The organism is Plantibacter cousiniae (nom. nud.), from assembly GCF_977070315.1.
In genome coordinates this window covers 420,921-432,761 of sequence record NZ_CDRVEU010000003.1, presented here as the reverse complement: position 1 = coordinate 432,761, position 11,841 = coordinate 420,921, and the positions used below count along the sequence as shown (strand labels likewise).

The following is an 11,841-nucleotide window of genomic DNA, read 5'->3' as shown; positions in this document are numbered from 1 at the left end:
CTCGAAACACCTGACGTTAAAAGGTAACATTTTTTTCACATTCAGATGACCTGACGGTGACGGCGGTGCCTTTAGTTTGGCCCCCATCAACATCAGGAGCTGCTCTCATGAGCGATCGCATCGAACTCGAGTTTTCCCGAAAGTACGACAAGACACATGCCCGCCAGTACCTGGAAAAGCACCAGGACGGTATCTGGCGCAAACTGTCGCATCATCGCGATGAACAGCTGGCGAGAAAGGCTCTGCACATGGCCGGGGACCCGGGCCTGGTGCTGGACCTGCCTTGTGGTGCGGGACGCTTCTGGCCATTGTTGGCCGAGAAGCCGAACCGCTCGATCATTGGTGCCGATAACTCCGCAGACATGCTCAGCACCGCCTGTGCCTCGCAGCCGGCAGACGTTGTAAAAAGGGTACAACCTTTGCAGACATCTGCCTTTGCCATCGACCTGCCTGATAACGCAGTAGACAGCATCTTCTGCATGCGCTTGTTGCACCATGTTGGTCAATCCAGCGACCGGATGGCTCTATTGCGCGAGTTTCAACGCGTAACCCGTGACAGCGTGATCGTCTCCCTCTGGGTGGATGGCAATTTCAAGGCATGGAAGCGTGCGCGCCTGGAGAACAAGCGTCAGCAGAAAACTGGGCGGGAAAGTTACCAGAATCGTTTTGTGTTACCTGTTGTTACCGCAGAAACCGAATTTGAGCAGGCAGGATTTCGCATTCAGAACCGAATGGATTTCCTGCCCATGTACGCCATGTGGCGAGTCTATGTCCTACGTAAAAGGTAAAAAGATGGGTTTGCAGTCCGTGAAAGAACCAGTTGTGAACCCGATCCAGAATGAGTTCGATCAGTTCTGGAGCCAGCGTGGCGAATGGGTTGAAGAACCCAATGTGCGTCGCGGTGGAGAGAGTGGTGTGCAGCGGCTGGTCATGGACGATGGGCAGACCCTCTATGCCAAACGTCAGACAGGTCACATCTACCGTAGCCTGCTGCACCCGCTGGGCCGACCTACCGTGCTGCGTGAGCGCGAGGCGCTTGAAGGGCTTCGCAAGCTTGGCGTCGTCGTCCCCGAAGTGGTGTTTTGCGGTGCCGAGCGGGGCGAGGACAATGCCTGGCGGGCGTTGCTGGTGACGGTGGCGCTGGAGGGCTTCGAGGAAATTGAAAAATGGCAGGCTGCCGGAGGGCGCGAGCGCCATGGCGAGCTGTTCTATGAGCGCGTGCTCAAGGAAGTGGCAGACACTCTGGCCCGCATGCACCTTGGCCGCTGGCAGCACAGCTGTCTGTACATCAAGCACATTTTCGTGCGGGTGACAGGGGACGGGCCGGACGCCAACGTCGAGGTCGCCTTGCTCGATCTCGAAAAGGGCCGTCGTCGCCTTACCGCGCAAGGCGCAGCCCAACACGATATGAAACAGCTACGACGCCATTCGTCATTCAGCGCTGCAGACTGGCAGAAGTTGATCTACTTTTATCAAGCAGCGTTTGGCAGCTCTATCAAAGGTTTAGAGTCATGAAGCTAGAAATGGCAAGAGGTCTGTTTATCTTCGGTGCGCTGGCAGTTGCCACCGTCGCCGTGGCGGCGCTTGAACAACCGTCCACCCGCATACTTACCACGCAGCATGGCGAGGGCTACTGCCCACTGCCACGCGTGGCGAAGAGTCTGGTGAACGTACAGCCGGACCACGACCTTTTGCTGTTCATGTACAGCCTGGCGCAGGGTACCGGGGTTAAAAACTGAAGCCCTCACAGGCCCGGTATCTAACCCACCTCAGCCAGGTGAAGATGGTTGTCCCACAGCCCGGCCGGCAGGTCCAATGGCTGGGCCAGCAGCTGCGCTTTGCGGCAATCATAAAATCGGCAGCGTCCCTGGCCTGAGGTCACGACAAAGCCATCGGTCACAGCCCCCACGCCCGCGCAGTCCGGCAAGGGCGCATCCAGTTTCAATGCGCCACTGTCCAGATCCCAGATAAAGAAGCGGTTGCCGCGGGGTGCCGTCAGGGCCACCAGTCGCAGCTCGCTGTGTACTGCGACGCTGGCGGTGTAGTGGGCCATCGCGCGCAATTGCTCCTCTGCCACCGGAAACGCCTGGAATGGCTGGCCTGGACGCTTGATTGCCAGCAGCTCGGCCAACTCGTGGCTGTCGCCCATGAACTGTTGACCCGCGACGATGGTGCCATCGCTGGCGATGCCCATGTGGCGTACGCTGTTCATCTGTTGGGAAAGCGCTTCCTTGCTGAGCAAGGTGCCGTCACGCTGCATGATGACCAGGCTGGGTTGCATGGCATCGAGGTTCATCTCTACCCGACTTTCCGCTTCGGTGCGAATGCCGCCATTGGCGATCACCAGCGTTTCACCGTCCGGCATCCACGAGACCTGGTGCGGACCGATGCCATGCGTGGGGATCTCGGCCCAGTGCACCAGGCGCTCGTCAACGAAGCGGTAGACGCCCAATAAGCCGCGGCCTGGGTCACGGGTGTCGTTTTCCGTCGCATACAGCCATTCGCCGTCGCGATGGATCACCGCATGGCCGTAGAAGTGGCGGTCAGGCTGCGAAACGATGGTTTGCAGCAAGCGGCCATCGCGCAGATCGATCAGGTAGCTTTCAGTGCCAGGACGACGGGCGATGAACACCGCGAGTGGCAGGTCGGGATGATTGATGATGTCGTGGCAGCGCTGGCCCACCTGGGTCGCGAATACCTGCGTCCCGTCGAGCCTGAAACCCACCGCATAGTGCTTTCCGTCGCCATCGTCGCGAGCGGAAAGCAATAAGGGGCGTGTGTCTTTCTGCCGGAACAGTGTCCAGCCACCCAGCGTGCAGGCGCTGCGCAGAAGACTGCCGAGCGCCATGGCCTGACGTCGCAACATCACATGTACCTCTTGATCAATCGCCGTCGTTGGCGTTGAAACCCAACTGAATGCCGAGTGCCTTGGCCAGCTCGCCTTCGTGCAGGCGGTGCACGGCGTTCAGGCTGTCGTAAAACGCATTGAGTTGCTGGCGTCCTGCATCCGTGGCCAGCAGGTCGGCCAGTGGCGGCTTGAGTTCCGACAGCAATTTTCGGCTGTTAGCGTAGGCGGCGTCGATTTTGTCGGCCAGCGGTTTCTGCTCGGCGGGCAGCAGGCTGCGCAATCCCTTGTTGTCGACACCGGTCCACACCGTTTCGGCGCTGATCAGGCTGGCTTCCAGGCTGCTGAGCGACGACTTGCTGCGCCACGCATCTGCCTGGAATGGCTGCGGCTGCCCCTTGCTCTGACGACCCAGTGGCGTGCCAAGTTTCTTCTTCAGGCTGTCGAGCGCGGTGACCTGAACCCGCAGCAATTCGGCAATCGCCTCGTGGGAGTCGGCGTAGCGCTGATTGGGGAACTTGCTCAGTTGCGCGAGCATGCCGTCGGTGCTGTTCCAGCTGTTGAGGATTTCTTCGGCAAGCAGCTTTTGGCGCTCACCGATGGCCATCAGCAGCGGGCAGTAGCGCGCTTTCTGCTCGGCATTGGCCATGTCGATGTCAGCGTCGAAGAGGATGTATTCGTAGGCGGACAAACCCTGCACCACGACACTGGCCTTGGACAGTTCCTGAGCGGTGATCTGTGGCTGTGCAGTCACCAGTTGCTCGACCTGACGGCCCACCAGGTTTTTCTTGTCCGGCCAGAACTGTATTTGCCAGGCGCGGTTGCCTTCGGCCAGAGGACCGATCAACAGCGGTTGCAACTCTGCCCAGGTCTTCTGTGCTTTCAGAAAGTCGGCGCGGGCTGTGGCCAGATCAGTCTTGCCCTGGCAGAACGCCAATGCGCTGGCTGCCAACTGACGATCAGCCTCCACCCAACGGCTGTAAGTCGGCAGGATGACCTGTTTGGCAATCGCTGCGGACGTCACTGCCTGAGGATCGGATGGCGAGCAGGCACCCAAAGCAAGTGCCGCAAGGCTGGTCAGCAACAACTTGGGTCGGAACATGTCCGGCTCCTTATTTTTGAAAGGACGATGTTTGAACAGGAAGATTCTGCAAAGGGCGCAATCATAACGAATTCAGGAAGGCCAGCAGCGCTTCACGTTGCTGTGCGTCAAAAGCCAGAACCTGGCGCTGCGCCGCCTGGGCTTCGCCGCCGTGCCAGAGTATCGCCTCAAGCACATTACGTGCGCGACCGTCGTGCAACAGTTGGGTGTGTCCGCTTACGGTGCCGGTCAGGCCGAGCCCCCACAAGGGCGGGGTGCGCCACTCACTTCCGCTGGCCTGGAACTCGGTACGGTTATCGGCCAGCCCTTCGCCCATGTCGTGCAGCAGCAAGTCGCTGTACGGGCGAATCTCCTGATTGGCCAGCTCAGGCTCGGCGGCGTCGCTACGGGTTTTGAAAGAGGGGGTGTGGCATTGCTGGCAGCCCGCCTGGAAAAACAGGTTCTTGCCTGCCAGCACCTGCGGGTCGTCGACCTTGCGACGTGCTGGAACAGCCAGGTTGCGGGTGTAGAACTCCACCAGACGCAGGATGTTGTCGCTGACTTCCGGTTCGCCATCCGGACCGTTGCCATTGGGCGCGGCCAGGCAATCGGTCTGGGCCGGCGTGCAGTCATCGAAAGGCCGCAGGCTGGTGGTCAGCCCCATGTCGCCGGAAAACGCGTGCACGTTCTGCTGGTTGAGGTTCGGCTGTCCGGCTTTCCAGCCAAACCTGCCCATCACTACTTTTTGCCGAGCATCATCCCAGACCCAGTTGGGACGTCCCGAGATGCCATCGGCGTTCTTGTCATCGGGGTCGGCATTGGCAAGGATGGCCTCATCGGCAATGGCCTCGAGCAAGCCCAGGCCGATCATCGGCGGAGCTACGCGTGCCGAGATGTGCGTATCGGGGTGCATGGGGCCGTAGCCCAGCTGGGTAATCCTGAGGGTCGGCTGGCGCAGCTCGACTGAGGTGCCATCGCGAAATTCGACCGTTAGCGCATCGTACTCGACCCGCACCTTGCCCTCGGGCGCTACGCCGGGGTTCGACATGTCCTGCAATTGCCCGCCGTAAACCGGTTCGGGCAGCACACCGTTGCGCTTTATAAGGTCGGCATAGGCCGGGTCATCAGGAATCGACAGCCTGACCAGCATCGACACGGCATTGCTGTCGCCAGCTTCCGGCGGATGGCCGCGACCGTCCTTGATATGGCAGTTCTGGCAGGCATTGGTGTTGAACAACGGCCCAAGCCCGTCGCGAGCCGTGGTAGTCGAGGGCGCAATCACCCACGGGCTGCGGAAAAAGCTGTTACCGACACTGAAGTCCAGCCGCCGCACGGGGGACAGATTGGCCGAGGGCATCGAGAAAGCGTTCTGATCGCTCTTCCTGACGGTGGCGCTGCCAGCGGACAAGGCTTCTCCCGGCTCGGCGTGCGTGAAACGCGGGGCGTCATCGCACGCGCTCACGGCCAGAGTCGTAAGCAAGGCAAGGGATAGACGGAGCCGCGTACTCATACACATCCTGCAACGAGGCGAAAATCGGGGCGTGCAAGCTTAGCAGCCTCGTGCGGTTTGAATAAGAGGGATTATCGTTTGCCTGCTCTTACGTAATGCGTTGTTACGAATCTCTGAGGCTGGTCTGGTCCCGGCATTTTTGCCTATGCTGCACATGTCGAAGTTGACAGCACACACGCAGATAAAACACCCAGCAGAGACCACATCAATGGATAACCCGGAAAACAGCGCGTTCGTGACCACCACCGAGGCACTGGAAGCGCTCTATGGCCCGATTGCTCCTCCTTCCATGACCAAGGAAGTCGACCATATTCACGCGGTTTACCGGCCCTTCATCGAGTCGGCACCCTTTGTTGTGCTGGCCTCTGCCGGGCCTGACGGCCTTGATGCGTCCCCGCGTGGTGATCAGGCGGGCTTCGTGCATATCGAGGACAACAAGACGCTTTATCTGCCTGACCGGCGCGGCAACAACCGCATCGACACCTTGCGCAATATCATCAGCGACCCACGTGTCGCGTTGCTGTTCCTCATCCCTGGCGTGGGCGAGACCTTGCGGGTCAACGGAACAGCGCAGATATCGGTTCAGCCCGAACTGTTGTCGCGTTTCGAAGTGAACGGCCAACTGCCCAGGTCGGTGCTGCGCATCTCCGTGACCAGCGTGTACTTCCAATGCAGCAGGGCAACCATCAGGTCCGGTTTATGGGATGCAGCCCGGCACATCGAACGCAGCGCGCTGCCGACTGCCGGGCAAATACTAAAAGCGGTTTCGGCCGAGCAGATCGATGGTGACGCCTATGACAAGGCTTTGCCGGGACGCATTGCGGATACGTTGTATTGATCATGGCTGATACCGTATTGCGCCTCTTGTGGTCATCTCTTGATCAGACACCGGTTTTGCTCTGATTTTTTTCCTTCTCAAGAAAGTAGTCAAAGATACTCATACCCTTGCGAAGACTTTTGCGGACTTCTTCACTTTCCTTGATCAGCTCGGCGCTAGGAGATTGCCATTGTTCGCGGGGCAGGGGTTTGGACCAGTCCTGTACTGCTTTGGGAAATGCCGTTTTCGGCAGTTGCTTGACCCAGCTGGCGACGTGGCAGGGCAACGTCCAGCCGCTGAAAAACTGGATCAGCAGAAAGCCGAACAGGTAGCGCAAGCAGCCGTGGTCAAGCAGATAGTCACGGCGACACATGTGGAAAAACGCCACAGTGCCTTCCTCCAGGTCAGTGCCCATCATGGGCTTTCGCAGGGCGCTTGGACCTTCTTCCATGTAGGCGCGGATCGCTTCCCACTCGCTGACTGCCATGCCGAGCGTGAAGGTAGGCACCGTGAGCCACATCACCTGGCTATCCGAGGCGTCTACGAAGCCGATCATCAGAGCGAATTTCTGCTGAGTGCCGTATTGCGTTGCAACTGTGCTGCTGCTGACGCAGGCAATTATTTCTTCCCAAGGGATAAACCGGGGCGGTTGGCCACGCTTGGCGACATAGGCCACCTCGCGGCGCTGACGGTTGAAGCGGATGGGGGGAGTGGAGATTTGGTGAATAGCTTGAAGTAAAAATAAGCCGTAGCTGCTTATCAAAAATGAAAAGAACCCCCAAATAGGCCAATTAGGTGAAAAGGCGGTGACTACGATTTCGAACACCGGGCGCCCAGTGTTTATATGATCAAGGGCTCCGAGCCCAAGACATATCGTGAAAATGAACAAAGCGATGCCCACTATAACGCCTAGGTAACAGCGAACTGAAAATTCTATTTTTGGAACGCCCATCGCAAAGTCAAGATAAATTTCATTGGTGGCTTGATGGAGTTGTTGCGGGCTAGTAACCGCCACGCCCGTTATTAAAGGAAGTGGTGCAAGATAAAAAATACTTGTGCTGGATTGATGTTCGGTATCGCCAGCTTGACGGGAGCGATTATAGTTATAATTGGTCATCCAGAAACTCTCTTTTGATCTGAACGGTCGGCAATGCAATTTTCTCCGTCTGGTAGGTTGGTACCGCTTTTATTGGTTTGTTTAGCACATCCATACCTAGTGCTATGCGGTAAGTTAGATATCCTCTGTCTGCGTTTAAGTAAGTTGATGCTAATGCTGGCTTAACAGCCAAGTGTAATGCCAACATGGCATTGTGTCCCTGCCAGCCTATTGGGATTTCCAACGCCAATGTTAAAGGTGAAACAGAAAAAACAGACAGCTTATTTCTAAGCGTCTCGCTAACATTCTGTTTATGAGATGAGTGTTGAAGCTCAGCTTCCCACCGTAGTGAAGTGTCTTCAAAGCTGGCTTGGGTCAAGCCTGGCAATACCAGGTGCAAACTACGTACAGATTCACCCTCTGTAAGTCCATGAGTAATACCGTTATCAAAAATAGTAGGCAGCAGGTTGATCTCTGCAAGTCGTTGTGAATGAGTGCTCCAATCCCAGGCTTGGGGCTCGTTACCCCACATACAGTAGAGCAACCACTGTTGCTGTTCCTCCAGGTTGGAGTAGTTGAATATGGCCTCGCCGCCCAGCTGAAGTGCGGTGAAGGCGAGTCCCCAAGGTGTGAGCTGAATCGAAAGTCTTAGGAATCTTGGTCCTCTGGTAGACCACGCTATGCTTGCCACTTCTTTTTTAGAGTAAGTGGTATCAAGGTAAATATCCTTCAATATGCCTATCAGTTCTTTGCCGGTCTGTAGCGTCAAGGCAGCGTTCACGCCGGTAGCGCCAACGTCACCTGTCAGCGCCATGAGCGCTCCTATTTTTTCACCCGATGTGCTGCACATCAGCGCTGTTTGCCATTTTTCCCAATTATTCCATGCCGTACCTGCTCCGCCCAATAAACTCAGCGGAGCAATAAATGCTCCCAACCCCAATCCTATTTTTCCGAGACGAGCAGTGAGCAGCTTTCCTCCCGTTTCAGAACTTTCGACCGCTAGGGCTCGGAGAGCATTATCGATCATTGCAACGTACACCGCTTGAAAGACTGATAACGCTGCCGAAGCCACACTACTGAACCCACCGATAGCTATTACAATTTCTTTAATGGTTCTACGATTGTCAGAGCCTCTCCAAACACTCCAAACCTCCCCCAGATTCCCAACCTGCAGACACACCGCCAGTAACGGAAAGAAACTCCCCTTCAACGCAGCCGCAGCTGCCCCTTGAGTCGCGTACCCCTTAAATGCTCCCGCCCGCACCTTTTTAATTTCGTCATTGAGCGCTTGCAGTTGCGGGTCAGTGATGTCCAGTCGCACGCCAATCGCGCCGTTGCGCGGGTTACCGGTCGGGGTAATGGCTTTTTCCAGGTCTCGGCGCAGCGCGTTGCGTTTGTTGCGGGTCTGGAGCAGCTGCTGGTTGATGTATTGCCGCTCGTACAGCAAACCTTGGTGTTGATCCGCTGTGAGTGTGCGGCGGTTGATGAGTTTGGTAAGGCAGTTGCGTTCTCTGATGAGGTCGTCTTCGCTGGCAAGCAGCTGATTCAAGCGCGCGAAGTTGTCGCGAAATTTTGTCACGTCGGCTTCGTCGGCAATTCGCAGGGTGACGGCTTCCTGTTGCAGCGCCACCAGCATGCCCAGTCGTTGGGCTCGATTGCTTGCTCTGCCGAAGTTGTCCAGATGCTGGCGTAGTTGCGGGCTGTTCAGCTTCTGTTGCATCTCAATCAGCCAACGCTCCAGATGCAGGGCGACGGCCGGGATATAACTGGCATTGACGGCTTGATGAAAGGGTAGGGCGGCGGGGTCCAGGTTCAGACTGTTGGTCCAGTGATTGCCCATGATGTGGCTGATATCAGCGATGCGCCTTTGCGCATCGGCCAATCCGTCGCTGAAGTTGCGAATATCATCCAGCCACTTGAGCAGGTTGCCTGATTTGGCGCGCAGAAAGTCCATGTCCAGACGCCCATAGAACACCGGCAGAATGTAGTGGGGGTTATCGTGAAAGTAGTCGCTGACCTTCCGCAGGCTTTCGTCGGTGCGGCACAGGTCGCGGGTGCAGTTGAGCTCCATCGCCAAGGCGCTTTTCAACTGGTCGGGATGGTCTGGATCGAAGTACCAGGCACTTCGATAGAGTTCCCCCTGAGTGAACAGGCTCACGCGATCGTGGGTAATATCGTCGAGTCGTTGCGTCCAGCGTTGAAGGTGCGAGCGCTCCTGGGACAGATAAGCGTGCATTTCTTGGTGGCGAACGAGATCGTAAATACCTCGTGAGCCGAGTCCGACGCCGTTCAGCGTGCCCTGGCTGTTCTTTTCCAGCGCTTCAATGTCGTCTTCCAGTTGTTCATGGAGTGGTTGGCCAAGCGCGAGCAGCATCTGTGAGTGCTTGTTTTCCATGTTCAGTCTGGCAAATCTGGCTTGCGGCCGTTCGGTGTAGGCGCCCCCGCGCATGGCGGAATACTGCCCCGCTGAAGTAGTCGCTGGCACAGGTCCCTGATGGTGTTCCCGGTGCCAGTCATTGCGCGCATTGAGGTAATCATAAATGCGGCTGCGTTGTTCAGGCGTGGTGTTCTTCAGCAGTTTCGAGTCCGGGTTTGTCTGCCGGGCAGTGTTGTCGCCAACGCTCATCAGTGTGTCAATGTAGCTGGCCGTTATGTAACGCATTTCATTGTCGTTACGCTCACGCCACTGGTTGAGCCAACCCACCACCTCGTCCTGTTCCTGCGCAAGGTCGCGCAGCATGCCGATGCTGTCGTCGAGTACCAGATACAGGTGATTCAGTTCGTAGAACGGGTTGAGTGTGTTTTTCAACTCGCCGATATGCGCCTCGCGAAACAGCGGCAGATGCTCCCAGACATAGTCCTGTTGTTCCTCCTCTGGCATATCGGGTGTAGTGCATTGTTGTGCCGGCAACTCGGCGAGTTCGGCAAGCTGCTCTCTGACTTGCTGTTCGACGCGAAGGTGGACGCCGCCTTGCTGGCAATCGGCTTCAGCCAGATTTACTTTCTGCATGAAATAGAAACGGTCTGCTGCGCTGTCCAGCACGCGGGTGCATTTGGCTGCTGTCCATTGCAGTTCGGCATAGGCAACATGCAACGTCGTATCGCGGGCAAAGATCAGGGTATGCTCGCCAATCGTGGTCTGCCTGACATCCTGAGCGACTTCCCGGTCCTGCCAGAGCAGTTTGGTCGGTACGCCGCTTTCAAGGCGATACTCATGCAGATAGCCGCTGCTTTCATCAATCACATACAGATAGCCGTCACGTACCAGACGCAAGCCGAGCGGTCGTTTCAAGTCTCGGTAGCCGTCGGTATCCGACGGGTTGTGAAGCCGTTCCACGCGGCCGTAACGCAATGGCAATAGCTGGACTTTGGTGCCCATCAACGGGCAGTTACTCGTACTGTTGCGGGCATCAATATGGGTTCTTGCTCTGGCCTCCCAATAGGCTTTGTCTACAGGCGAAAGTGTTTTGCGACTCATGGCCGGGTTGCTCCGTGCTGTTCGCGACTGCGTTTCACTGCCAGCCAGTTGGCCTGTTGAATACGCTGAGATGGCGTCAGAGAGGACTTTTCATCCATCAGCGTTCTGATATCAGGATGCGAGTCGTCCGGCTGGGTAGCCAGAAAGCAGATGACGTTGGCGTAATGGAAAATATCCGCTTCGCTGTTGAAGCCTGCTTCATAGGCTGTGAAGGCCAGTGCATGCACATGGCCGTATCGCGACTTCAGACCTGTGGATGTGAGGTAGGCCGGAAAAAATGTGCGCAGGTGCTGGTCAAGACTGATCACGATCAGGCGAAACGCAACGTCACTGATGGCCTCCATCTGCCGATCGCTCATCCGATACAGGATCGTGTTGTCATGAATGGCTGACTCACCATGACGCTCGTGCTTTATCCAGTGTTCAGTGATGACATCTGCTGCATAAACACTGTCGATAGGGCCGAACAACCGATTATCGGTATGTGCCGGATGAAGCCCGAGCAGCGCGTTTGCGACGGGCGGGTCTGAAAGGTTCAAATAGCAGGCCTCGCCTGCTGGTTTGTCAACGAACACCAGCCAGCGCAGATGGTCAGCCACCGTCTTGTGGCTGGCATCACTGAATAGCAGCAGACCCCATTCTTCGCGCGCGTGAGTCAGGAAACTTGAAAATGTCGGGTCGTATGGGCCATCGATCTGAATCAGGGCGGGCGAGATATCCAGCAATTCGCTGAAGCGGGTTTGCAGGAACAGCAGTGTGCAGACAGGGGAGGGGTTCCACTCGAAAAGCTTTCTTCTCAGATCGGGAAGATTGATGGCGTTGAGCAGCAGATAGGCGTTTTTCGCCCATGGCAGATCATCAGGGCCGGATTCAAATTCAAACATGAGCGCGCTTTGAAGGGGAACGAGGCGCGGATACTCGGTGGTGTGGTGTCTGCCTTCAATACCCGAAAACCAGTTTAGGAAAGGCCCTACAAATATCACTGAAAGATCTTTGGCCTACGGGTCGATCAGA

Annotated in this window: 10 protein-coding genes; 4 read left to right on the top strand and 6 right to left on the bottom strand. The window is 56.8% G+C overall.

Features of this window, described 5'->3' with window-relative positions:
- Positions 1-107: 107 nt before the first annotated feature.
- From ACW55A_RS08730 to ACW55A_RS08720, 3 genes are read left to right on the top strand one after another with little or no spacing between them, the layout of a single operon-like run.
- The gene (locus ACW55A_RS08730) at positions 108-788 is read left to right on the top strand and encodes a class I SAM-dependent methyltransferase (RefSeq protein ID WP_003405955.1); all 681 of its coding nucleotides are present in this window, start codon (positions 108-110) and stop codon (positions 786-788) included.
- 19 nt (positions 789-807) lie between these two features.
- Positions 808-1,515 (top strand): lipopolysaccharide kinase InaA family protein, encoded by a 708-nt coding sequence (locus ACW55A_RS08725; protein ID WP_498810888.1) that lies wholly within the window; start codon positions 808-810, stop codon positions 1,513-1,515.
- Complete coding sequence (locus ACW55A_RS08720) at positions 1,512-1,739, top strand: hypothetical protein (protein WP_003363953.1); 228 nt, start codon at positions 1,512-1,514, stop codon at positions 1,737-1,739. The genes ACW55A_RS08725 and ACW55A_RS08720 overlap by 4 nt, the downstream gene beginning before the upstream one ends.
- A 20-nt stretch (positions 1,740-1,759) precedes the next feature.
- Here ACW55A_RS08720 and ACW55A_RS08715 read toward each other — a convergent pair whose 3' ends face one another.
- From ACW55A_RS08715 to ACW55A_RS08705, 3 genes are all read right to left on the bottom strand, one after another.
- Complete coding sequence (locus ACW55A_RS08715) at positions 1,760-2,866, bottom strand: DUF1513 domain-containing protein (RefSeq protein WP_248695140.1); 1,107 nt, start codon at positions 2,864-2,866, stop codon at positions 1,760-1,762.
- 16 nt (positions 2,867-2,882) lie between these two features.
- Positions 2,883-3,947: an imelysin family protein gene (locus tag ACW55A_RS08710; protein WP_003413318.1), complete on the bottom strand. Its 1,065-nt coding sequence runs from the start codon at positions 3,945-3,947 to the stop codon at positions 2,883-2,885.
- 61 nt (positions 3,948-4,008) lie between these two features.
- Positions 4,009-5,436 (bottom strand): di-heme oxidoreductase family protein, encoded by a 1,428-nt coding sequence (locus ACW55A_RS08705; protein ID WP_498810889.1) that lies wholly within the window; start codon positions 5,434-5,436, stop codon positions 4,009-4,011.
- Between the two features lie 208 nt (positions 5,437-5,644).
- Between ACW55A_RS08705 and ACW55A_RS08700 the strand changes: the two genes are divergently transcribed.
- Positions 5,645-6,274, top strand: coding sequence for a pyridoxamine 5'-phosphate oxidase family protein (locus ACW55A_RS08700; RefSeq protein ID WP_065350489.1), 630 nt, complete (start codon positions 5,645-5,647; stop codon positions 6,272-6,274).
- A gap of 43 nt (positions 6,275-6,317) precedes the next feature.
- On the opposite strand, the gene ACW55A_RS08695 is transcribed toward ACW55A_RS08700, so the two are convergent.
- The 3 genes from ACW55A_RS08695 to ACW55A_RS08685 are packed head-to-tail and all read right to left on the bottom strand — an operon-like array spanning position 6,318 to position 11,810.
- Complete coding sequence (locus ACW55A_RS08695) at positions 6,318-7,370, bottom strand: DUF6708 domain-containing protein (protein WP_498810890.1); 1,053 nt, start codon at positions 7,368-7,370, stop codon at positions 6,318-6,320.
- Positions 7,357-10,827 carry a toxin VasX gene (locus ACW55A_RS08690; protein ID WP_498810891.1) on the bottom strand — a complete coding sequence of 1,157 codons (3,471 nt, stop codon included), beginning with the start codon at positions 10,825-10,827 and terminating at the stop codon, positions 7,357-7,359. Before ACW55A_RS08690 ends, ACW55A_RS08695 begins: the two co-directional genes overlap by 14 nt.
- Positions 10,824-11,810: a DUF4123 domain-containing protein gene (locus ACW55A_RS08685; RefSeq protein ID WP_498810892.1), complete on the bottom strand. Its 987-nt coding sequence runs from the start codon at positions 11,808-11,810 to the stop codon at positions 10,824-10,826. Before ACW55A_RS08685 ends, ACW55A_RS08690 begins: the two co-directional genes overlap by 4 nt.
- Positions 11,811-11,841 lie beyond the last annotated feature (31 nt).

What these genes read in the sequence shown, in the direction of transcription:
- ACW55A_RS08730 (WP_003405955.1), top strand. Translation starts at nt 108, where the DNA reads ATGAGCGATCGCATCGAACTCGAGTTTTCCCGAAAGTACGACAAGACA.
- ACW55A_RS08720 (WP_003363953.1), top strand. Translation starts at nt 1,512, where the DNA reads ATGAAGCTAGAAATGGCAAGAGGTCTGTTTATCTTCGGTGCGCTGGCA.
- ACW55A_RS08715 (WP_248695140.1), bottom strand. Translation starts at nt 2,866, where the DNA reads ATGTTGCGACGTCAGGCCATGGCGCTCGGCAGTCTTCTGCGCAGCGCC.
- ACW55A_RS08710 (WP_003413318.1), bottom strand. Translation starts at nt 3,947, where the DNA reads ATGTTCCGACCCAAGTTGTTGCTGACCAGCCTTGCGGCACTTGCTTTG.
- ACW55A_RS08705 (WP_498810889.1), bottom strand. Translation starts at nt 5,436, where the DNA reads ATGAGTACGCGGCTCCGTCTATCCCTTGCCTTGCTTACGACTCTGGCC.
- ACW55A_RS08700 (WP_065350489.1), top strand. Translation starts at nt 5,645, where the DNA reads ATGGATAACCCGGAAAACAGCGCGTTCGTGACCACCACCGAGGCACTG.
- ACW55A_RS08695 (WP_498810890.1), bottom strand. Translation starts at nt 7,370, where the DNA reads ATGACCAATTATAACTATAATCGCTCCCGTCAAGCTGGCGATACCGAA.
- ACW55A_RS08690 (WP_498810891.1), bottom strand. Translation starts at nt 10,827, where the DNA reads ATGAGTCGCAAAACACTTTCGCCTGTAGACAAAGCCTATTGGGAGGCC.